This is a genomic window from Rhizobium sp. ERR 1071 (assembly GCF_007828675.1).
GTDB classification, from domain to species: domain Bacteria; phylum Pseudomonadota; class Alphaproteobacteria; order Rhizobiales; family Rhizobiaceae; genus Rhizobium; species Rhizobium dioscoreae.
The window spans coordinates 190,887-211,597 of the sequence record NZ_VITM01000002.1 but is presented as its reverse complement, the minus strand read 5'-3'; the positions used below and the strand labels follow the sequence as shown (position 1 = coordinate 211,597).

17 protein-coding genes and 1 other RNA gene are annotated in these 20,711 nt (G+C 60.6%); 10 read left to right on the top strand and 8 right to left on the bottom strand.

The features are described from left to right. Positions 1-98: 98 nt before the first annotated feature. The 3 genes from FBZ99_RS06300 to FBZ99_RS06290 all read right to left on the bottom strand — a co-directional run bounded on the left by FBZ99_RS06300 (position 99) and on the right by FBZ99_RS06290 (position 5,055). On the bottom strand, positions 99-1,496 hold the full coding sequence (locus tag FBZ99_RS06300; protein ID WP_113330361.1) for a virulence factor: 1,398 nt from the start codon (positions 1,494-1,496) through the stop codon (positions 99-101). Further along, positions 1,493-4,102: a bifunctional lysylphosphatidylglycerol flippase/synthetase MprF gene (mprF, locus tag FBZ99_RS06295; RefSeq protein WP_145631994.1), complete on the bottom strand. Its 2,610-nt coding sequence runs from the start codon at positions 4,100-4,102 to the stop codon at positions 1,493-1,495. Before mprF ends, FBZ99_RS06300 begins: the two co-directional genes overlap by 4 nt. A 470-nt stretch (positions 4,103-4,572) precedes the next feature. After that, the gene (locus tag FBZ99_RS06290) at positions 4,573-5,055 is read right to left on the bottom strand and encodes an SRPBCC domain-containing protein (RefSeq protein ID WP_069611848.1); all 483 of its coding nucleotides are present in this window, start codon (positions 5,053-5,055) and stop codon (positions 4,573-4,575) included. 73 nt (positions 5,056-5,128) lie between these two features. Between FBZ99_RS06290 and FBZ99_RS06285 the strand changes: the two genes are divergently transcribed. Next, entirely contained in the window at positions 5,129-5,452 is a 324-nt protein-coding gene (locus FBZ99_RS06285; RefSeq protein ID WP_069611849.1) for an ArsR/SmtB family transcription factor, read from the top strand. A gap of 31 nt (positions 5,453-5,483) precedes the next feature. Here FBZ99_RS06285 and FBZ99_RS06280 read toward each other — a convergent pair whose 3' ends face one another. Then, complete coding sequence (locus FBZ99_RS06280) at positions 5,484-6,347, bottom strand: helix-turn-helix transcriptional regulator (RefSeq protein WP_145631992.1); 864 nt, start codon at positions 6,345-6,347, stop codon at positions 5,484-5,486. Positions 6,348-6,448: 101 nt separating this feature from the next. Here FBZ99_RS06280 and FBZ99_RS06275 point away from each other — a divergent pair, with 101 nt between their 5' ends. Together FBZ99_RS06275 and FBZ99_RS06270 are read left to right on the top strand one after the other, a co-directional pair. Then, on the top strand, positions 6,449-7,264 hold the full coding sequence (locus FBZ99_RS06275) for an SDR family NAD(P)-dependent oxidoreductase (protein ID WP_145631990.1): 816 nt from the start codon (positions 6,449-6,451) through the stop codon (positions 7,262-7,264). 43 nt (positions 7,265-7,307) lie between these two features. Further along, the gene (locus tag FBZ99_RS06270) at positions 7,308-8,021 is read left to right on the top strand and encodes an SDR family oxidoreductase (protein WP_145631988.1); all 714 of its coding nucleotides are present in this window, start codon (positions 7,308-7,310) and stop codon (positions 8,019-8,021) included. Positions 8,022-8,062: 41 nt separating this feature from the next. Here the strand turns inward: FBZ99_RS06270 and FBZ99_RS06265 are convergent, their stop codons facing one another. Further along, positions 8,063-8,500, bottom strand: a complete 438-nt coding sequence (locus FBZ99_RS06265; RefSeq protein ID WP_113330366.1) for a MarR family winged helix-turn-helix transcriptional regulator — start codon at positions 8,498-8,500, stop codon at positions 8,063-8,065. Positions 8,501-8,827: 327 nt separating this feature from the next. Here FBZ99_RS06265 and FBZ99_RS06260 point away from each other — a divergent pair, with 327 nt between their 5' ends. Continuing rightward, positions 8,828-10,627, top strand: coding sequence for a chloride channel protein (locus FBZ99_RS06260; protein ID WP_145631986.1), 1,800 nt, complete (start codon positions 8,828-8,830; stop codon positions 10,625-10,627). A gap of 94 nt (positions 10,628-10,721) precedes the next feature. Here the strand turns inward: FBZ99_RS06260 and ssrS are convergent. The 3 genes from ssrS to FBZ99_RS06245 all read right to left on the bottom strand — a co-directional run bounded on the left by ssrS (position 10,722) and on the right by FBZ99_RS06245 (position 11,646). After that, positions 10,722-10,880, bottom strand: a non-coding RNA gene (gene ssrS, locus FBZ99_RS06255) — 6S RNA. A gap of 65 nt (positions 10,881-10,945) precedes the next feature. Further along, on the bottom strand, positions 10,946-11,323 hold the full coding sequence (locus FBZ99_RS06250) for a cell division protein ZapA (RefSeq protein ID WP_113355179.1): 378 nt from the start codon (positions 11,321-11,323) through the stop codon (positions 10,946-10,948). Positions 11,324-11,370: 47 nt separating this feature from the next. Then, complete coding sequence (locus FBZ99_RS06245; protein ID WP_015341018.1) at positions 11,371-11,646, bottom strand: DUF4164 domain-containing protein; 276 nt, start codon at positions 11,644-11,646, stop codon at positions 11,371-11,373. A gap of 402 nt (positions 11,647-12,048) precedes the next feature. Here FBZ99_RS06245 and tkt point away from each other — a divergent pair, with 402 nt between their 5' ends. The 6 genes from tkt to FBZ99_RS06215 all read left to right on the top strand — a co-directional run bounded on the left by tkt (position 12,049) and on the right by FBZ99_RS06215 (position 20,502). Beyond that, positions 12,049-14,031, top strand: coding sequence for a transketolase (gene tkt / locus FBZ99_RS06240; RefSeq protein ID WP_145631984.1), 1,983 nt, complete (start codon positions 12,049-12,051; stop codon positions 14,029-14,031). A gap of 64 nt (positions 14,032-14,095) precedes the next feature. Then, positions 14,096-15,106 (top strand): type I glyceraldehyde-3-phosphate dehydrogenase, encoded by a 1,011-nt coding sequence (gene gap / locus FBZ99_RS06235; RefSeq protein ID WP_113389153.1) that lies wholly within the window; start codon positions 14,096-14,098, stop codon positions 15,104-15,106. Between the two features lie 2 nt (positions 15,107-15,108). Continuing rightward, on the top strand, positions 15,109-15,693 hold the full coding sequence (locus FBZ99_RS06230) for a putative glycolipid-binding domain-containing protein (RefSeq protein ID WP_145631982.1): 585 nt from the start codon (positions 15,109-15,111) through the stop codon (positions 15,691-15,693). 442 nt (positions 15,694-16,135) lie between these two features. Then, on the top strand, positions 16,136-17,986 hold the full coding sequence (locus FBZ99_RS06225) for a potassium/proton antiporter (RefSeq protein WP_145631980.1): 1,851 nt from the start codon (positions 16,136-16,138) through the stop codon (positions 17,984-17,986). 71 nt (positions 17,987-18,057) lie between these two features. After that, positions 18,058-19,260: a phosphoglycerate kinase gene (locus FBZ99_RS06220; RefSeq protein ID WP_113355189.1), complete on the top strand. Its 1,203-nt coding sequence runs from the start codon at positions 18,058-18,060 to the stop codon at positions 19,258-19,260. 216 nt (positions 19,261-19,476) lie between these two features. Further along, a complete protein-coding gene (locus FBZ99_RS06215) occupies positions 19,477-20,502 on the top strand; it encodes a class I fructose-bisphosphate aldolase (protein ID WP_113355191.1) in 1,026 nt (341 codons plus the stop codon). The last annotated feature ends 209 nt before the right edge of the window (positions 20,503-20,711 follow it).

Sequence of the window (20,711 nt, the reverse complement as noted above, 5' to 3'; positions counted from 1 at the left end):
TAAATGCTGCACAGGACGCTCGAGAAAGTCGGCTGGAGACGGTGGGGAAAGATGAGAAAGGGCGCGCGGCAATGATACATGCCGCGCGCCGCTTGCAATTATTCGCCGAGGCGGCTCTTCAGACCATTGATGATGTGGTTCGCCAGCGCCTCATAGTCGTCGTCGAAATGGTGACCGCCATCCATGGCGATGACTTCCGCGCCGGTGCCCTTCAGCAGCGGGCAGGCAACATCTTCATCGTCGTCCTTACCATAGACGCATTGCACCATTTTCGGATTGATCGACTTGAGGTCGTTGACGGGATTGCCGCCCTTACCCTCGCTCGAAGCACCAAGCCAGCCCATGACCGAGATCACGTAGTCGACCTTCTGCGACAGGGACAGCAGCGACATCTGTACGATCTTGTCTTTTTCAGACTGTGGCAGGCGATTGTAGCTCGCCGGCAGCACATCGGCGCCAAAGGAATAGCCGACCAGCACCACATGCTTGACCTTGAAGCGCTTGGTGTAGAAATCGATGATCCGGCCGAGGTCGTTCGCAGTCTGCTGCGGGTCCTTCTCGGTCCAGAAATAATGCAGCGTATCGACGCCTACGACAGGAATGCCCTGGTCCTGCAGATAGCTGCCCACTTCCTTGTCGATGTCGCGCCAGCCGCCATCGCCCGAATAGACGATTGCAAGCGTATCTTCGGTCGGCGTCGTTTCCATGATGTCGACGGGCAGCCCAAGCGGCGACTTGGAGCTGTCGATCGTCTTCATCAGATCGGCGAGCGATGCCTCAAGCGTCGCATAGGTGTCTGCATTGTCCGAATTCGTGGTTTGGACTTCGGGATGGTCCTTCTGGATCTCCTCGACGTGGTCGCGTCCGTCCTTCGGCGCATTGGCCGTGAACGTCACGAGGATCGGGTTCGGCAAGGCGCCTTCCTGCAGGCCGAAGGACACCATGTCGCCATCGGTTTTCTTCTCGGCCGGCGTGCAAAGCTCCTGCTTCAGCGCGATGCCCGCGGTCGGATCGACGGCCAGCGTACCGGCAACTGTCGCATCGGGGGTCTGCGCGGCAATCGTCAGCGCCATGGCACCACCGGCGCCGACACCGGCGATGATAGGCAGCTGGTAGGTGCTGTCGGCAAAGGACCGCTGCACCTGCTGGCTGAGCGACTCCAAATCCGAGACGATATAGATACAGCCGTCGTTCTGGCTGACATCGTATTTGTTGAGCGAAGCCAGGAAGGACGGATAGTCGATACCGATCACAAGCGAACCGTTGGCGACCAGCTTGTCGGCAACCGCTTTTTCCTTGTCGCCCCAGCCGGCGAGATCGGAAATCAGCACGACTTCGTTCGAAACCTTGCCCTGCGGGCGCATGATGTGCGGAGCCGGGATCATGCCCAGATCGTATTTGGCATCGTCGGCTTCCGCGCGTGCCGGACCCGACACCAGCAGGCCCATCGACACCATGCATGCGAAAGCCAATGACATTGCGTATTTCAAGATCATTTCCTCACGACCCCCTTAAGTCCGCCCCCGATGAGGAATGTGGCATCCATCAACGCGATTATTGGACTTACACCTCCCGAAACAGCCAGGTAACGCGGCTGCCATTCGGGATGGAACTTGGATTTGAAGGCACGAAGCCCTTTGAAATTATAAAACCGCTCGCCATGTTCGAAGACAGTCCCCCCGACCCTATCCCAAACCGGCGCCGATTCCCGTCTCGACATGCCCGATAGCGGTGCCATGCCGAGGTTGAAACGCTGAAAGCCCTGGCCCTTGAGGTATTCGAGGATCTGCACGAACAGAAAATCCATCGAACCCTTCGGGGCATCGGGCGAAAAACGCATCAGGTCGACGGAGCCCTCCTCCTTGGTCTCCGTCATCAGGATATTCGCAAAAGCGACGATATTACCATCCTTTTTCAACACGCCGATCGGCTGCGAGCACACGTAGTCCGGATCGAACGCGCCAAGCGAGAAGCTCTTTTCCTTGGCATTGTGATCGGCAAGCCATGTGTCGGACACATGGGCAAGCTGATCCATGACTTCAGGTATATCTTGAGGTTCGATAACGGCAAATTCTAGTCCGTCGCGAACCGCGCGGCTCGCCGTCTGTCTGAGGTTCGCCCATTTGCCGCCCTTGAGCTCGAAATTGGCAAGATTGACCACGGCCAATTCACCGAGCTTGTAGGCACGCAGGCCCGCATCGGCGCAATAGGACAGAAGTGCGGGCGAGATCTGGTAGAACACCGAGCGGCAACCTGCCGCGCGTGCGGCCTCCACGAAACGCCAGATCAGATCGGGCAACGCCTGACGTGGGCCGACCGGATCGAACAACGCGATCCACGAACGGCCCTGCTTGCCGTACATGATGAAGGCATCGCCCTTTTCCGAGAACATGATGTTCTTGTCGCCCATGCGCACCAGATTGGCATCGGCCACGCCTTGCTTACGGACGATTTCGACGGCACGCGTTACCGCATCGTCCGTAACGGGCTCCAGACGCTTCGTCGCCGGGCGCAGAAGGCTGAAGATCGCGATCGCCGAGGACAGGATGGAAATACCAAGGGCTGCGCGAAGTCCGCGCGGCGCCTCGTCCGCGAATTCGAATTGCCACCAGAGCTGATTGCTGTATCCGACATCGCGATAGACAAAGAACAGCACCACGATCGCGCCGATGCAGATGACGGCAATGGCCGTCAGCCATCCGGCCGTCAGCGTCTGGTTGAGCAGCGAGGCCGGCCGCTTGAACAGGCGGCGGCTGACGACGAGGCTGAAGACAAAGAAGGCCAGCAATCCCGCTTCGACGATGGCGATGGCCTTCAGCAGCGACAGGAACAGAGCAAGCAGCGCCGAAAAGCTCGACACCCACCAGGCGCCGTCCAGGCGCTGGCTGAGACCGCGCGCGGCCACGATGATCGTCAGCCCGAGAAGGCTGGAGAGGAAATGCGCGCTCTCGACCAGCGAGAGCGGCAGATAGTCGGACAGCACGATCAGGTTCTGATCCGGCGTCGGCGTGACGCTTGAGAAGACCAGCATCATGCCGAGCAACAACGCGAAGGCCGACAAGAGCTGCGGCATGACGCGCGCGCCGATGCGGCGCATGCTGGAAGCCACCGGATGATCGACGAAACGACGCAGCTCCGCCACCGAGATCGCGGCGATCGCGATAACGAGCGGGATGACGTTGTAAATGACGCGATAAAGAACCAGCGAACTCAGAACGGCGTCTTCATTCACGGAACTGCCGAGCCAGGCGATGATGATCGTCTCGAACACACCGAAGCCGGCCGGAACGTGGCTGAGCACGCCGAGGCCGACAGCGATGGCATAGATGGCGAAGAAGCCGGGCCACCCGATAGAGGTTTCCGGCAGCAGCACATAGAGCACGGAGGCCGAGGCCGCGATATCGAAGGCGGTGACTAGAAACTGCCGCGACCAAGTGCGCGAATCCGGCAGCCGAACTTCGACCGGCCCGATGCGCACCTCGCGGCCGTTGCGGCCGGCATAGACCACGAAGGCGAGCGCCGCGAGAATGGCGATGGCGATCAGCCGCAGCCACAAGCCATCGACGCTGATCAGCGGGCCGATCTCGTCGGCGATGATCAGAAGCGCGATAGCACCGACGGCAGCCAGGCCAAGACCGAAGGCGAGCGTGACGAAAGCAATGACGCGGGTAATGTCGTCCGGCGATAGCCCGAGCCGGGTATAGGCACGGTAACGGATCGCACCGGCGCTGAGCGCGCCGAAACCAGCCGTGTTGCCGACCGCGTAGGCGCTGAAGGAGGTCAGCGCCACATGCGGAAACGGCAGCCGCTTGCCGATATACTCGAGCGCATTCTGGTCGTAGAAGATCAGGGAGGCGAAGCTCAGACCGGTAAACAGCAGCGCCAGCAGCACCGAGGAGATCTTCGTTGTCGTCAGGGCATGGACGACGTCGTCATAGCGCACCTCGGTCGTCAGGTCGTAGATCGCATAGGCGGCGATGCAGAAGACGGCCACAGTGAGGAGAGCGACGATCAGCGCCCGGTAGCGGTTCAACAGACCGACGATACCGCCACGTTCTTCCAATTCCTCATCGGCATTTTCCAGATCGATTGGGCTCGACATGCTCTACCTGTTTTTAATGATCTTCGCCGGTTCCGACTGTTCGGATATTCAGTAATATCGACGACGCGTCTTCGAATTGCCGTATACACTTCTTTCGACAAGCCCGTTGTGACGCGCGCTCCCATCCTTCTGAATTTAGGCAATTTTGGCGCAGGCCCCGTCCCTGCTGCAATGAATCTGTTATTATTTAAAGGATTTTGTCATTCACTCGGCTTTTGAGCTTATCCACACACAAAAGTGATCTTCCCATCCCGTCCTGAGCGCCCTCGCCGCCGCCGCTGCCCTTCTTCCGATTATCCAAAGCCTACTACAACGTGAGATGGACATCCATCGCATGCCATCAACCGTACTTCCGAGTAGCTGAATCCGGAAACAGATAGGCCCGGCGCCAAAATCGGCACCGGGCCACTGACTGATAGCCGGGAAAGGGATCGGGACGGCGGTGACCGTCGATAAGGATTTGCCGGAATTCAGCGATCGGGCGCTTCCGCCGGTTCGCCGCGCATCTCGCTGAGGAAGAACCCTTCGCGCAGATTGATACCGTATTCGACGAAGGCCTTCATGCAGCAGAGCATCTGCGTCCAGCCCTCGCAGTTCAGATAGGTGCCGCGGCGGCCGGCCTCATCCTCCCGCCAACCCGATTCCTCGATGATGACAAGCGTGCCGCCATCGTCAAGCGCGTCGAAGGTCATCTCCACCTTGGTTCTGTAACGGACGCCGTCCTCGCCGGTGCCGCCTTCCCAGTGCAGGACGATGCGCTTGTTGGCCTCCACTTCATTGACCTCGACAGGGGCGTTCTTCCACCAGATGACGGTCGTTCCCGCCACCAGGGGCGCGCTGGCCCCGCCGACGGTAGTGAAATAGCTCGAAAGCTTCTTCGGGTTGACGACAGCATCGAAGACTTCATCCACCTTGCGGCCGATCCGTCCTGAAATCCGAACATTCAATGTCATGGCATCTCCTCCACTGTTTGTCTGTCGTTATCGCTCCATTGCGAATGACCCTATTATGTTATAAAAATATAACATGTCAAACGAATCGGATAGCGACCTCATTTTCAAGGCCCTTGCGCATCGTCGCCGGCGCGAAATCCTGGACATGCTCAAGGATGCGCCACGCACGACAGGCATGCTCTGTGAGGCTTTCACGGATATGGACCGCTGCACCGTGATGCAGCACCTGAAAGTGCTTGAGGATGCAGACCTCGTGATTGCCAGGAAAGAAGGACGCGAGCGCTGGAACCATCTGAACAGCTTGCCGATCAAGCAAATCCATGATCGCTGGATCAGCGCTTATGCCGGCCATGCCCTCTCCATTCTCGATCAGCTGAAGAACGATCTGGAAGGCTAAGAGAAATGGTTGGGTTCGGAGGAAGCTGGATTTAGGCTGCGCCGGCGCGGCCCAACAGTCGTTTCAGCTTGTCGCTCGTCCCGTCCTCTTCGAGCGGTGTATAAACCACCAGCTTCATGTCGGCACGGTCCATGACGGCAAGCGCAGTATATTCGAATGTCATCAAGCCGCCCTCCGGATGGCGCAGCCGCTTGTGACCTGTCAGCGGCCGCAACACATCCTGTCTCGGCCACCACGCACGAAATTCGGGGCTTGCCTGCGTCAAGGTGGCGATCAGCCGTTCGAAATCGGGATCGCCGGCATAACGGGCACTGTCGGCGCGAAACATCGCCAGCGAATTCGCCGCCACGATCTCCCAATCGACAAGGAGCTGCCGATGCGCAGGATCGGTGAACACCCGATGGACGCTGTTGCGCGCATCCCCCTGCAACAAGGCATAATCGCCGAAAAGCGCGACGGCTGCCGCATTCCAGGCGAGCACGTCCCAACGCCTGCCCAGAACATAGGCCGGTTGGCCGGCAAGGCTCGCAAGCATGCGCACCAGTGCGGCCGGTACCTCCTCAGGCCCGCGCGACGGAACATCAACAGACGGCCGATCGCTGAGGGTGAAGAGATGCCGCCGCTCGACCGGATCGAGTCGCAGCGCATCGGCCAGCGCCGATAGAACCTCTGCAGAAGGGCGGACGTCCCGGCCCTGTTCCAGCCATGTGTACCAGGTGGTGCCGACACCCGCCAAAAGCGCCACTTCTTCGCGCCTGAGCCCCGGCGTGCGCCGCCGGAACCCTTCCGGAAGTCCAACGCCGGCGGGCGTCAGCTTTTCCCGACGCGAGCGCAGAAAGGCGCCGAGCTCGCGACGCCTGGCTTCGAGGATGGTCTGGCTCTGATTGATGGTCATGCCCCATCATAGCAGGATCAATACTAGGATAAAGTCAGAACTGTTTGCCGCGTCCGCAAGCTGCCACATATCATCATGCAGACAACGAGAAGGCGGTTGCTATGGATATGAGCGGCAAGACGGTCCTGATTACAGGCTCGACGGATGGGGTCGGGCGCCGAGTTGCGGAACGACTGGCAGCGGCAGGCGCGACGGTGATCGTTCACGGCCGCGACGGGACCCGCGCGGAAGAATTGGTCTCCCGCATCCAGGATAAGCGCGGCAAAGCGGCCTATTATCTCGCCGACCTTTCCTCGCTGGAAGAGGTTCGCATCCTCGCCGACGCCATCGAGCGCGACATCGATCGCCTCGATGTTCTGATCAACAATGCGGGCATCGGTACCAGCGGCGGCGGCGGACGCCAGGTAAGCCAAGACGGATACGAGCTGCGCTTCGCGGTGAATTATCTCGCGGGCTTCCTGCTGACGCACCGGCTCCTGCCTCTGTTGAAGGCAAGTGCTCCCGCCCGCATCGTCAATGTATCCTCTGTTGGCCAGCAGGCGATCGACTTCTCCGATGTCATGCTGACGCGCGGCTATAGCGGAGTGCGCGCCTATTGCCAGAGCAAGCTGGCGCAGATCATGTTCACCTTCGATCTCGCCGAGGAGCTTGCCGGCTCCGGCATCACCGCCAACTGCCTGCACCCCGCGACCTATATGGACACGACCATGGTGCGCCAGGCAGGCGTTTCACCGATAAGCTCCGTCGAGCAAGGGGCGGATGCCATCCTCAATCTGGCCGCCGGTGCCGCCCTGGAGGGACACTCCGGCCTCTATTACGACGGACTGCGCCCATCCCGCGCCTCTGCTCAGGCCTATAACGCAATGGCGCGACAGCGCCTGCGAACACTCAGCCAAAGCCTTTCCGGCCTCGCCTGAACCACACCCTCCCACCACTCTCCGTCCTCGAAAGGAGACACGCATGTCGTCTCAACACGTCGCTATTATCGGCGGCTCCTCCGGCATCGGTCTTGCGACCGCCGCCCATCTTCGCGAAAAAGGCTATCGTGTCACCATCACGGGTCGCGATGCCGCCAAACTTCAGGCAGCCGGGCAAAGCCTCAACGGCGATATTGCCACCGTGACCATGGATGCTGCCGACTTTGCCGGCCTCGCCGAGGCCTTCCAGGCAATCGGACCGGTCGATCATCTCGTCCTGGCATTGGGTGGCGGCAATGGCGCCGGCCCTTTCGCCACGGTAGACCTCGCCGATCTCAGGAAAGGCTTCGAACAGAAGACCATGGCGCATTTCGCCTGTGCCCAGGCTTGCCTTCCGCATCTTTCGAAGCAAGGCAGCATCACCTTCGTCTCTGCCGTCTCGGCACAGGCGGCGATGCCCGGAACCGCAGGACTCGGAACCATCAATGCCGCCATAGCCGCCCTCGCGCCGATCCTCGCGGTCGAGCTCAAGCCGATCCGGGTAAATTGTGTGTCGCCCGGCGTCGTCGATACTCCCTGGTGGGATTTCACCGCGGAGCAGAAGGAGCAGACCTTCGCCGGATTTGCAGCCCGCACGCCCGTTGGCCGTGTCGGCCGCCCTGAGGAGATCGCCGAAGCCATCGCCTTCCTGATCGGTAACGGCTTCACCAGCGGCCATACGCTGATCTGCGACGGCGGCATCCGTTTCGGCCAATAATCGCCCCGCGCCATTGCCGGTATCACCGGGCAATGGCGCCCTCAGTCGCTACGAACGCCGGCCTGAAGCTGCGTGAGGATCTCGATCAGCCGCGGTGCCATCTCACGGATTTCGGCCAGATGGATCGAGCTCAATGTTTGCAGAACCTCTTCGGACTTTTCCGTCAACTGCAGCGTCTGCCGGCGCTTGTCCGTTGGATCTGGATGGCGGGTGACATAGCCGCCGTCGATCAGGCGCCCCACAAGTTCCGTCGCCGTATGCGGTGCGATCAGCAGCTTTTCCGCGAGCATGCCGATCGTCATCGCCTCGGCCGTTCCATTGCCTTTGATCGCCAGCAGCGCCTGATGCTGTTGCGGCGGGAGGCCTGCCTCCTGCGCGGCCGACGTGCTAAAATCCATGAACTTGCGCAGGGTGTAGCGCAGCGTCGCCAGCGCCTCATAGTCAGCCTGCGAAAGAGCTTCATCCACACGTCGCACCATCAAATCGTCCTCATTGCCGCTGTTCGCGGTCCTAAAGCATGTCGCGCAAAATCTTCAGCGGTTTTGCGGCAACCGCATGCTCCGGATCAAGGACCAAAAGCGCCGAAAACGAATCTTGCAGATCGCAATGCCCTTGAGTTGATTTATATCGTATTACGATATATTTGCCATCTCGAAGCGGGCAGCGGCTGAAGGACAGCCCGCACGCTTGGAGCATTCCAGGAAAAGTGCGCAGCGGTTTTCCGTTCGGGATGCGTAAGAACAGGAAGATGGAGTGCTTCCGCTTTTCAAAGAAAAGCGGAAATGCTCTGGCGCAGAAGGCCTCCCATGCAGGACACGTCAATCCAACCAAGTCACAATCACGATTTCTCCGGCGGGGCCTCCCGCAAGGACAATGGCGATTTCACCACGGACAAGCGCGTCCTGGTTCTGATCGCCATGGCGCTCGTCGTCGGCACCGGCGGCGCCTTCGCCGCCTGGGTACTCATCAATCTCATCGCGCTCGTCAGCAACGCCGTCTGGCTGTTCAAGATCAGCACCGAGCCGCTCTCCTTCGCCACTGTGGCACGCTCGCCATGGATGGTGGCCGCTCCCATTCTTGGCGGCATCGTCATCGGCCTGATGGCACGCTTCGGCTCGGAAAAGATTCGCGGCCACGGCATTCCCGAAGCCATCGAGGCGATCCTGATCGGCGGCAGCCGCATGTCGCCGAAGGTGGCAGTGCTGAAGCCCCTGTCATCGGCGATCTCGATCGGTTCCGGCGGGCCGTTCGGCGCGGAAGGTCCGATCATCATGACCGGCGGCGCCATCGGCTCGCTCTTCGCGCAGCTCTTCCATCTGAGCGCCGCCGAGAGAAAGACCCTGCTTGTCGCCGGCGCCGCGGCGGGCATGACCGCGGTCTTCGGCACACCGATCGCGGCCGTCATGCTTGCCGTCGAACTGCTGCTCTTCGAATGGAAGCCGCGCAGCTTCATTCCGGTCGCGGTCGCGGCCTGCGTTTCGGTCGCCTGGCGGCCGCTGCTGATCGGCGGAGGCGCACTCTTCCCCGCGCATTTCGAGATGTCGCTCTCCTGGTGGGGCATTCTGCTCGCCGCCGGCCTCGGCATCGTCTCCGGCCTACAATCCGGCTTGCTGACGACTTTGCTCTATAAGATCGAAGATGCCTTCGAAAAACTGCCCATCCACTGGATGTGGTGGCCCGCACTGGGCGGCCTCGTCGTCGGGCTCGGAGGCCTGATCGAACCGCGTGCGCTGGGCGTCGGTTACGACATCATCGCCGATCTCTTGCATAGCCATATCACCGTTGCTGCGGTGCTCGCGATCCTGCTGGTCAAGGCCGGCATCTGGCTCTTGGCGCTGTCCTCCGGCACCTCGGGCGGCGTCTTGGCGCCGCTGCTCATTCTCGGCGGCGCTCTCGGCTGGCTCCTCGGCCTCGCCCTGCCGGGCGATCCCGGCTTCTGGGCAATGCTCGGCATGGCAGCGATGATGGGCGGCACTATGCGCGCTCCGCTGACGGGCACCTTCTTCGCCGTCGAGCTGACGGGAGACACGAGTGCGCTGGTGCCGCTGCTGGCGGCAACGGTCGCGGCCTATGCCGTCACCGTCCTTCTGCTGAAACGATCGATTCTGACGGAAAAGATCGCAAGGCGTGGCCAGCACATTACCCGCGAATACGGCATCGACCCGTTCGAGCTGACCCGTGCCCGCGACATCATGATCGCCGAGGTGGACACATTGCCAGCCTCCATGCGCCTGTTGGAAGCGCTGGCGCAGATGACGGAGCGGCCGGATGCGCATCGCTTCTATCCCGTCGTCGGAGAGAATAACCGCCTCGTCGGCATGATCTCGCGCGCCGATGCCTTGCGCTGGCAGAGCGAACCGGACCTCATGGATCAATCGCTCTATGACGTGATCTCGGATACGTCTCTTCCGGTTGCCCATCTCGAAGATACGGTGGGGCGCGTCGCCGATATCATGATCCATGCCGATACGGGACGTGTTCCGGTCGTCGAGCCGCAGACCGGCCGCCTCGTCGGCCTTATCGCCCGCAAAGATCTGCTGCGGCTGCGCAGTGCGACCAATCGCGCCGAACTCGAGCGCGGCGCTTACCTGCGATCCAAAGGTTAAGGGGAGGAGGAGTGGCGTCAGCGCGGCGGAAGAACTGCGCGGCGCCTTCCTTGGCCATCCGCCAGGAAGTTGGCAATCAGCCAGGAGGATTTAAGAGCGATCCACGACGACCGATGGATGTTTACGATCCTGGGCGCCTACAAACGTAGGTGGGCACCGTGTGTCCAGGCCCACGGGCCTGGTCAGGGACAGCTCCCTTTGGATCGAGTATGGCCCCAGGGATTGTGGTTCCTGTCGGGAAGCGCAGACCGCCTGAACTATATAAAGAGCTTTGAAGCTTTCTACCAGAGGGCTGCGACGGGCAGCCCCAGAAATAACTCAAGCCTGCTCGACGCCCGGCCGCTCTAAAAGCTTCTCGGTGATGCCGTGAATGCGCGTCGTCACTTCGTCGATCACGCTCGCCAGCGTCTCCTCGGCGCGGGCGTTTGCGGCGAGCGCCGTATCACGATTGCTGGTCAGGGACTCCAGCTCGGCTTCCAGCGCCGAGACCCGCCGCGTCAATTCCGATACCTCGTCCATGATCATGATCCCGGCCATGACGGTCAGCCTGAGATCGCCGATCTCACCGAACTGGCTCTTCAAATGCATGACATAACGGTCGAAGCGATTGGCGAGATCCGTCAGATGGTCTTCCTGGCCCTCTTCGCAGGCCATCCGGTAGGCTTTGCCGTCGATCGTTACCGTTACTTGTGCCATTCGACTTTCCGATCACTGCCGCACTGCGACGGCTGCCTCCCGAGGGATCAGCGGTCCAGCACGGCTCTTATGGTTTCCATCGCCGTCACGAGCCGGCGCGACACTTCGCGATTGACCTCCTCCAGCCGGTTCGCGCGGAACTCGGCCTGATCCAGTTCCTGGGCAAGGCGGGATCGATCGGCGTGAACCCTACGGACCTCGCCTTCTATATCGCTCTGCGCCCGTTCCCGCTCGAACCGTCCGTCGACGGCACTCTCCAAAGTCGAAAGCGCCTGGCGCAATTGGGCGAGCGCCGCGTCCACCGTTTTGCCTGAAGGTGTCATACCCTTCGCATCTCCGCGCAAGGCCCGAATCAAAACATCCGGCCACTTGTCTGATTTCGCAACAATATTCAACTCGGCAACAGCACGTCAATAAAGGCTGTCATGTGGCAGCCCCCCTATTCTGTGGATGAATGCCGCCTTTGCCGCTTACACAGGCCTTGTCGCATGATTGTCGTCTTTTGTAAAAGTGAACGGGCAAATGTCAAAAAATTGCCCCGAGAGGCTCGTATTGAGCCCTCGATTTATTGACTTGCTCGCCCCAACTGCTATGTCTCGACCGCCTGAGGCGACGTTGAAAATGGCGTTCGGAAGAGCGTCTCCCCTTCACCCGCCTTTCAACCGATGGCCCTCCCTCCCAAGCGTGTGGCCATCCCCCGAACCCGGAACACTGCGGAAAAACCCATGAACTCTCGCGAACAACACGACCGGATGGCGAATGCGATCCGTTTCCTTGCCATGGATGCTGTCGAGAAGGCCAATTCCGGTCACCCCGGTTTGCCGATGGGGATGGCTGATGTTGCCACCGTTCTCTTTAGCAAATATCTGCGCTTCGATCCGAAGAACCCGCTGTGGCCGGACCGCGACCGCTTCGTCCTGTCGGCTGGCCACGGCTCGATGCTGCTTTATTCGGTCCTCTATCTGACCGGTTATCCCGACATGACGGTCGAAGAGCTCCAGCGCTTCCGCCAGCTCGGATCCAAGACCGCCGGCCATCCGGAATATGGTCACGCCACGGGCATCGAAACCACCACCGGCCCGCTCGGCCAGGGTATTGCCAATGCCGTCGGCATGGCGATTGCCGAACGCAAGTTGCGCGAGGAGTTCGGCGCCGAGCTTCAGGATCACTACACCTATGCCATGTGCGGCGACGGCTGCCTGATGGAAGGTATCAGCCATGAAGCGATCGCGCTGGCCGGCCACCTGAAGCTCAACAAGCTGATCCTGTTCTGGGACAACAACTCCATCACCATCGACGGTGCCGTTTCGCTTTCGGACTCGACCGATCAGGTCGCTCGCTTCAAGGCTGTTCACTGGAACACGATCGAAATCGACGGTCACGACCAGGCCGCCATCGCTGCCGCCATCGAAGCCGCCCACAAGTCCGACCGCCCGACGCTGATCGCCTGCAAGACGATCATCGGCTTCGGCGCTCCGAACAAGCAGGGCACCCATAAAGTCCACGGCTCGCCGCTCGGCGTCGAGGAAATCGCCGCGACCCGCGTTGCTCTCAACTGGCCCTACGAGCCCTTCGTCATTCCGAACGACATCCTCGGTGAATGGCGCGCTGCCGGCGAACGCTCCATCGGCACCCGCGAAGCCTGGGAAGGCCGCCTTGCCGCCGCCGACCCGGCCAAGAAGGCTGAATTCACCCGCCGCTTCGATCACAAGCTGCCTGATGGATTCGACGCCGCCATCAGCGACTACAAGAAGAAGCTCGCGGAAACCAAGCCGACCGTCGCAACTCGCAAGGCTTCGGAAGACGCGCTCGAAGTCATCAACGGCTTCATTCCGGAAACGCTCGGCGGCTCCGCCGACCTGACGCCGTCGAACAACACCAAGACCAGCCAGATGAAGTCGATCACCCCGACCGATTTCTCCGGCCGTTACATGCATTGGGGTATCCGCGAACACGGCATGGCTGCTGCCATGAACGGCATCGCGCTCCACGGCGGTCTCATCCCCTATAGCGGCGGCTTCCTGATCTTCTCGGATTATTGCCGCCCGCCGCTGCGCCTCGCCGCCCTGATGGGCATTCGCGCCATCCACGTCCTGACGCATGATTCCATCGGCGTCGGCGAAGACGGCCCGACCCACCAGCCGGTCGAGCAGGTCGCCAGCCTGCGCGCTATCCCGAACTTCCAGCTGTTCCGCCCGGCCGACGCCACGGAAACGGCCGAATGTTGGCAGATCGCCATCAAGACGACGAACCGTCCGTCCGGCCTCGCCCTGACGCGCCAGAACCTGCAGGCCGCCCGTACGGAATATAGCGAGAAGAACCTCTGCGAACTTGGCGCCTACACGCTGGCCGGCAATGCCGGCGCCAAGGTCACGATCTTCGCTTCGGGCTCCGAAGTTGAACTCGCCGTTGCTGCCCGCGCGGTCCTGGAAGGCAAGGGCGTCTCCACGCGCGTCGTTTCCGTTCCCTGCACCGAACTCTTCTTCGAGCAGCCGGACGCCTACCGCAAGGAAGTCATCGGCAACTCGCCGGTCAAGGTTGCCGTCGAAGCCGGCGTTCGCGAAGGCTGGGATGCCTTCATCGGACCGGAAGGCGCGTTCATCGGCATGAAGAGCTTCGGCGCTTCCGCTCCCTACAAGGACGTCTACAAGCATTTCGGCATCACGACGGAGGCCGTTGTCGCCGCCGCTGAGGCAAAGCTTTCCTGAGGGCGCTGACAAGCGCTCTCAAATCCAATAGATAAACACCCTGAGTGAACGGGAGTGACATTCAATGACTGTAAAAGTTGCTATCAACGGCTTTGGCCGTATCGGCCGTAACGTTCTGCGCGCAATCGTCGAATCCGGCCGCACCGACATCGAGATCGTTGCCATCAACGACCTTGGGCCGGTCGAGACCAACGCCCACCTGCTGCGTTACGATTCCATCCATGGCAAGTTCCCCGCCGAAGTGAAGGTCGAAGGCGACACGATCATCGTTGGCGGCGGCAAGCCGATCAAGGTCACGGCGATCAAGGACCCGACAACCCTGCCGCACCGCGATCTCGGCGTCGATATCGCCATGGAATGCACGGGCATCTTCACGGCTCGCGACAAGGCCGCCGCTCACCTGACGGCCGGCGCCAAGCGCGTCATCGTTTCGGCTCCTGCCGACGGCGCCGATCTGACCGTCGTTTTCGGCGTCAACCATGACCAGCTCACCAAGGAGCATCTGGTCATCTCCAATGCATCCTGCACCACGAACTGCCTAGTTCCGGTCGTTAAGGTTCTCGATGACGCCGTTGGCATCGACCATGGCTTCATGACGACCATTCACTCCTACACCGGCGACCAGCCGACGCTCGACACCATGCACAAGGACCTGTACCGCGCCCGCGCCGCAGCCCTGTCCATGATCCCGACGTCGACGGGCGCCGCAAAAGCTGTCGGTCTCGTTCTGCCGCACCTCAAGGGCAAGCTCGACGGCACGTCGATCCGCGTTCCCACGCCAAACGTCTCGGTCGTCGACTTCAAGTTCGTGGCCAAGAAGGCAACGACGGTCGGCGAAATCAACGAAGCCATCAAGGCTGCATCGAACGGCAAGCTGAAGGGCATCCTCGGCTATACCGACGAGCCGCTGGTTTCCCGTGACTTCAACCATGACAGCCACTCGTCGATCTTCGCGACCGACCAGACCAAGGTCATGGAAGGCAACTTCGTGCGCGTCCTGTCGTGGTACGACAACGAATGGGGCTTCTCGAGCCGCATGTCAGACACGGCAGTCGCCTTCGCCAAGACGATCTGATCATGGCCTTCCGCCCGCTCCTTCCGACGACAGTCCGCTGGCGTCCCTTGGAAGGAGACGGGCTGGAGCACCTGACGATCACCCCTCTCGATAATGCCGGCAGCACGGCCATCCGTGCTGCCGGCATTATCATTGGTGCCCGCGGAGGCACGCCTTATGGCGTTTCCTATCGCATCGATTGCTCCGCAGGCTGGGCCGTTCTTTCCTTCTCGGTCGAAACCACCGACGGACGCCGCCTCGCGCTGATCTCGGACGGCAAAGGACATTGGCGCACCGAGGATAGCGAGCCCCTGCCGCAATTCGATGGTTGCGTCGATATCGATCTCTATGGCTCGCCCTTCACCAACAGCCTGCCGATCCGTCGGCTGGAAATGACGCCGCAAGATGGAACTGCCAAGCTCTCCATGCTCTATATCCCGTTCGAAACCTTCGAACCTGTGTGCGACAGACAGCATTACACCTGCATCGTGCCGGAAAAGCTCTACCGCTATGCAGCCGAGGACCGGGATTTCACCGTCGATCTTCCGGTCGACGAAGATGGGCTGGTGATCGACTATCCGATCTATTTCAGGCGTATGGATATTTGAGCTTCGCCCATGCTGACGGCTCCTACCCATTTATGCCATGAAATCATGCGCGCTTGTGCTGGATCCCCGGATCAAGCCGAGGATCCACACAAGCCTTTCGGTTTCGAACGGTAGGATAACTCTGAGGTCTCAGCAGCCCCCATCGCAACTGCCCTTCAAAAGCCCCAATCTTTGCTCTCCCTGCCCTGCTATGGTCCAGATTTACCAATAAATTTTGGTAGGAAGTCTCCCAGTGTATTCCAAGCCGCTTCGCCGTTCTGGCAAAAGCGCATCACACCATGCTGTTGCAATCGTCAGGGCGGGCTCAGTCGTAAAGCTCTCCTCTGATTAAGGCCATATTTGCCAATATGGTCGGCAGGACTGCATGATGGGATGACGAAGGGATTTCCGCATTCCGGGCTTTTTGGCCCCAGCAGCGGCGCACGGAAAAGGGGAAGAAAAGGTGGAGGCATTTTATATTATCGTGCTGATCAGCACGGTTCTCATTCTCATCGCGGCTTTCTCCAGCCTCCTTGCTTTCCGTTTCGGCGCTCCCCTGCTGCTGCTCTTCCTGATGATCGGCCTTGCCGCCGGCACGGACGGCCTCGGCATCGAATTCTCCAACAATTATCTCGCCTATATTCTCGGCTCTCTGGCGCTAGCCATCATCCTCTTCGACTCCGGCTACGGCACTCCGATCCAGGCCTTCAAGCTTGCTGCGGCACCCGCGCTGACCATCGCTTCCGTTGGCGTCGTCGTAACGGCGGCATTGTTCGGCCTTGCCGCCACCTGGCTGCTCGGCTTCACTTGGCTGCAGGGCCTGCTGCTCGGCTCCATCGTCGCCTCGACGGATGCGGCCGCGGTCTTCTTCCTGCTGCGCATTGGCGGCATCAACATCCGTGACAAGGTACGCTCGACACTGGAAGTCGAATCCGGCACCAACGATCCGATGGCGATCTTTCTGACGCTTGCCTTGGTCGAACTCCTGGCAAATGGCGAAGGCTATGCCGGCATCAACCTCGCCATGCTTGCCACCTTTGTCCAGCAGATGGGGCTGGGTGTCATACTCGGCCTGCTCGGCGGCATGATGATCGTCCTCATTGTCAGCCGCCTGGAAACGGATCGCGGCCTGACGCCCATCTTCGTGCTGGCGCTCGCGCTCCTCGTCTTCTCGTTTACCGGCGCTGTCGGCGGCAGCGGCTTCTTGGCCGTCTATGTCGCAGGCATCTATGCCGGCAACCGCAAGCTGCCCGCATCGGCCTCGATCAAGCGTTTCCAGGACGGCATGACCTGGCTGGCGCAGATCATCATGTTCCTCGTGCTCGGTCTGCTCGCCACGCCCTCGGAATTTCCGGCGATCGCCATCCCCGCCATCGCGCTGGCACTGTTCCTGATCTTCGTTGCCCGGCCGATTGCCGTCTGGCTCTGTGTGCTGCCGTTCGATTATACGCAGCGGGAAACCGGCTTCGTCGCCTGGGTCGGTCTGCGCGGTGCCGTCTCCATTCTTCTGGCCATCATGCCGATCCTCGGCGGCCTGCAGGCTGGCCAAACCTATTTCAACGTCGCCTTCATCGTCGTGCTGGTGTCACTGCTCGTACAGGGCTGGACCATCAAGCCGATGGCGCGCCGGCTTGGCCTCATCATTCCCCCGCGCATGGGCGCGATCGACAAGGTCGAGGTCGACCTGCCGGGCACGGTCAACCACGAACTCCTCTCCTATCGTGTCGTGAAGGACAGTCCGGTCCTGCGCGGCGAGCGCATTCCGCGCTGGGCAACACCATCGCTGATCGTTCGCGACGGCAAGTCCATGCGCTATCAATATGCCGGGCGCCTGCGCGAAAATGATGTCGTCTATCTTTTCGTCTCCCCCAATTATTCGCGCCTGCTCGACCGCCTCTTCGCTAGCCGCGCGCCGGTCGATCCTGAGGATGCCGAATTCTTCGGCGCCTTCTCGATCTCACCGCTTCGCCCTGCCGCCGATCTCGATGCTGCCTATGGGCCGGGCCTGCTGAGTGAGCAGGAGAAGGGACTGACCATAGCGGAGCTCATGCGCCATCGCCTCGGTGGCAAGGCCGACTATGCGGATCGCGTTCGTCTGGGCGAGATTATCCTCATCGTCCGCGATCTCGACGAGAACGATCATATCCAATCCGTCGGAATGTCGCTCGAGGCGGTGGAACCGCCCGTCATCATGCCGATCTTCATCAATCTCCATGATATCCTGAAGAGTATCCGCGCCTACCTGCAGAAGCGCCGCGAGCGCGCGCATGAAGTCGTTTCAAGCGATTCGACGACGGGCAAAAACGACGTCTGAACGCCTTGCGTCTGCGATCATCCGTAGTATGGTCGGCCCGCTTTTCGCCACCAACAATATTGGATCCTCCCATGGCAGCCTTCAAAACCCTCGACGATCTCACCGACATCTCCGGCAAGCGCGTATTGGTGCGCGTCGACCTCAACGTGCCGGTCAAGGATGGCAAGGTCACCGATGCGACCCGCATCGAACGTGTCGCCCCGACGATTCTCGAATTGTCCGAAAAGGGCGCCAAGGTCATTCTGCTTGCCCATTTCGGCCGCCCGAAGGATGGCCCCTCCCCGGATCTCTCCCTCGGTCTCATCGTGCCGGCCGTCGAAGAAGTTCTGGATCATGCCGTTCTGTTCGCCTCCGATTGCATCGGCGCTCCGGCGGCCGACGCCGTTGCCAAGATGAACAATGGCGACATCCTGCTGCTGGAAAACACTCGCTTCCATAAGGAAGAGGAAAAGAACGACGCAGCCTTCACCAAGGCGCTTGCCGCCAATGGCGATATCTACGTCAACGACGCCTTCTCGGCCGCGCATCGCGCCCACTCTTCCACGGAAGGCCTTGCCCACCTGCTGCCGGCCTATGCGGGCCGCACAATGCAGGCGGAACTTGAAGCCCTGGAAAAGGGCCTCGGCAATCCGGTCCGCCCTGTCGTCGCCATTGTCGGCGGTGCCAAGGTCTCCACCAAGATCGACCTCCTGATGAATCTGGTGAAAAAAGTCGATGCGCTTGTCATCGGTGGCGGCATGGCCAACACCTTTATCGCCGCCCGCGGCACCAATGTCGGCAAGTCGCTCTGCGAACATGATCTCGCCGATACCGCAAAGCAGATTATGATCGAAGCCGCTGCCTCCGGCTGCGCGATCGTGCTGCCGGAAGACGGCGTTGTCGCCCGTGAGTTCAAGGCCGGTGCCGACAACAAAGTCGTCGCGATCGAAGCGATCCCCGCCGATGCCATGGTGCTCGATGTCGGTCCGAAGTCGATTGAAGCAATCAAGAACTGGATCGGCCGCGCCACCACGCTCGTCTGGAACGGCCCGCTCGGCGCCTTCGAAATCACGCCCTTCGATGCCGCAACTGTCGCAGTCGCCAAATACGCTGCTGAATGCACGAAAGCTGGCAAGCTGACCTCCGTCGCCGGCGGCGGCGATACGGTTTCGGCGCTGAACCATGCGGGCGTTGCCGACGACTTCACCTATGTCTCGACGGCGGGCGGTGCCTTCCTCGAATGGATGGAAGGCAAGGTCCTGCCGGGTGTCGCAGTTCTGCAGGCCGGCAAGTAAACAGCAAGCCTTATCGCCGCGAATGATACCGGCCGCGAAAGCTAAAGCTTTCGCGGCTTTTCCATGAGTGCTAGGATTACATGAAAGACTTTCAAACGGTTGAAATCATTTCAATCGTTTCAATTAGTTAGCCTGCCATTTCCCTCCTTCTACACTTCTGTTATCGCCGATCTATATTGTTCTTGTCGCCGAATGAAATCGCCTTGGAGAAACAAAATGAGCGAACGAATTGAAGACATTGCCGTAAAGATGGTTGCTGGTGGCAAGGGCCTCCTGGCGGCGGATGAATCCACCGCCACGATCAAGAAGCGCTTCGACGCCATCTCTCTCGTATCAACGGAAGAGAGCCGCCGCGACTATCGCGAGATGCTCTTCCGCTCCGACGACGCAATGAAGAAGTACATCTCCGGCGTCATCCTCTATGAGGAAACCCTCTTCCAGAAGGCCGCCGACGGCACCCCCTTCGTCGATATCATCAAGGCTGCCGACAGCATTCCCGGCATCAAGGTCGATGTCGGCGCCAAGCCGCTCGCCGCCTTCCCCGGCGAAACCGTTACCGAAGGCCTGGACGGCCTCGCGGATCGTCTGGCGAAATATTATGACGCCGGCGCCCGCTTCGCCAAGTGGCGTGGCGTGATCGCCGTTTCCGATACGCTGCCGACCTATGGCGCCATCAAGGCCAACGCCCACGCGCTTGCCCGTTATGCCGCCCTCTGCCAGCAGGCCAAGATCGTCCCGATCGTTGAACCGGAAGTGCTGATGGATGGCGAACCCGGCACGCAGAGCCTCGATCGCAGCGAGGAAGTCACCCGCTGGACGCTGCAGATCGTCTTCCAGGAACTCGCAGAAGCCCGCATCAAGCTCGAAGGCATGATCCTGAAGCCGAGCATGGTCATCGACGGCAAGAAGGTCCGCAAGGCCTCGGTCGAGCAGGTCGCCGAACGCACCGTCAAGGTTTTGAAGGAAACCGTTCCGTCGGCCGTTCCCGGCATCGCCTTCCTCTCCGGCGGCCAGTCCACCGAAGAGGCGACGGCCCATCTCTCCGCCATCAACTCCGGTTATGAACTGCCCTGGAAAGTGACCTTCTCCTATGGTCGCGCCCTGCAGGACAGCGCGCTGAAGGCATGGGGCGGCAAGCCGGAAAACGTTGCCGCCGGCCAACGTGCTTTCACCCATCGCGCCGAGATGAACTATCTCGCCGCCAAGGGTAGCTGGACAAAGGATCGCGAACAGGCTGCCTGATGTCAGCTGGAGCAATTCCAGGAAAAGGGCACTGCAATTTTCTCGGAATTGCTTGGAAACAAAGGGATAGAGTGGTTCGATGACGCTGTGAAAAGCTGAACCACTAGAGTATTCGAATGCACGAAAGGCCCCGGTCGCGATGCGACCGGGGCTTTTTTTGCTTTCGGGGAATAGCCAGCCGGGCATTCAGAACAGAGCAAGTCACATCT

What these genes read in the sequence shown, in the direction of transcription:
- FBZ99_RS06290 (WP_069611848.1), bottom strand. Translation starts at nt 5,055, where the DNA reads ATGACATTGAATGTTCGGATTTCAGGACGGATCGGCCGCAAGGTGGAT.
- FBZ99_RS06245 (WP_015341018.1), bottom strand. Translation starts at nt 11,646, where the DNA reads ATGACACCTTCAGGCAAAACGGTGGACGCGGCGCTCGCCCAATTGCGC.
- FBZ99_RS06275 (WP_145631990.1), top strand. Translation starts at nt 6,449, where the DNA reads ATGGATATGAGCGGCAAGACGGTCCTGATTACAGGCTCGACGGATGGG.
- FBZ99_RS06220 (WP_113355189.1), top strand. Translation starts at nt 18,058, where the DNA reads ATGGCAGCCTTCAAAACCCTCGACGATCTCACCGACATCTCCGGCAAG.
- mprF (WP_145631994.1), bottom strand. Translation starts at nt 4,102, where the DNA reads ATGTCGAGCCCAATCGATCTGGAAAATGCCGATGAGGAATTGGAAGAA.
- FBZ99_RS06215 (WP_113355191.1), top strand. Translation starts at nt 19,477, where the DNA reads ATGAGCGAACGAATTGAAGACATTGCCGTAAAGATGGTTGCTGGTGGC.
- FBZ99_RS06300 (WP_113330361.1), bottom strand. Translation starts at nt 1,496, where the DNA reads ATGATCTTGAAATACGCAATGTCATTGGCTTTCGCATGCATGGTGTCG.
- FBZ99_RS06270 (WP_145631988.1), top strand. Translation starts at nt 7,308, where the DNA reads ATGTCGTCTCAACACGTCGCTATTATCGGCGGCTCCTCCGGCATCGGT.
- FBZ99_RS06280 (WP_145631992.1), bottom strand. Translation starts at nt 6,347, where the DNA reads ATGACCATCAATCAGAGCCAGACCATCCTCGAAGCCAGGCGTCGCGAG.
- FBZ99_RS06265 (WP_113330366.1), bottom strand. Translation starts at nt 8,500, where the DNA reads ATGGTGCGACGTGTGGATGAAGCTCTTTCGCAGGCTGACTATGAGGCG.
- gap (WP_113389153.1), top strand. Translation starts at nt 14,096, where the DNA reads ATGACTGTAAAAGTTGCTATCAACGGCTTTGGCCGTATCGGCCGTAAC.
- FBZ99_RS06250 (WP_113355179.1), bottom strand. Translation starts at nt 11,323, where the DNA reads ATGGCACAAGTAACGGTAACGATCGACGGCAAAGCCTACCGGATGGCC.
- FBZ99_RS06285 (WP_069611849.1), top strand. Translation starts at nt 5,129, where the DNA reads ATGTCAAACGAATCGGATAGCGACCTCATTTTCAAGGCCCTTGCGCAT.
- FBZ99_RS06260 (WP_145631986.1), top strand. Translation starts at nt 8,828, where the DNA reads ATGCAGGACACGTCAATCCAACCAAGTCACAATCACGATTTCTCCGGC.
- tkt (WP_145631984.1), top strand. Translation starts at nt 12,049, where the DNA reads ATGAACTCTCGCGAACAACACGACCGGATGGCGAATGCGATCCGTTTC.
- FBZ99_RS06230 (WP_145631982.1), top strand. Translation starts at nt 15,109, where the DNA reads ATGGCCTTCCGCCCGCTCCTTCCGACGACAGTCCGCTGGCGTCCCTTG.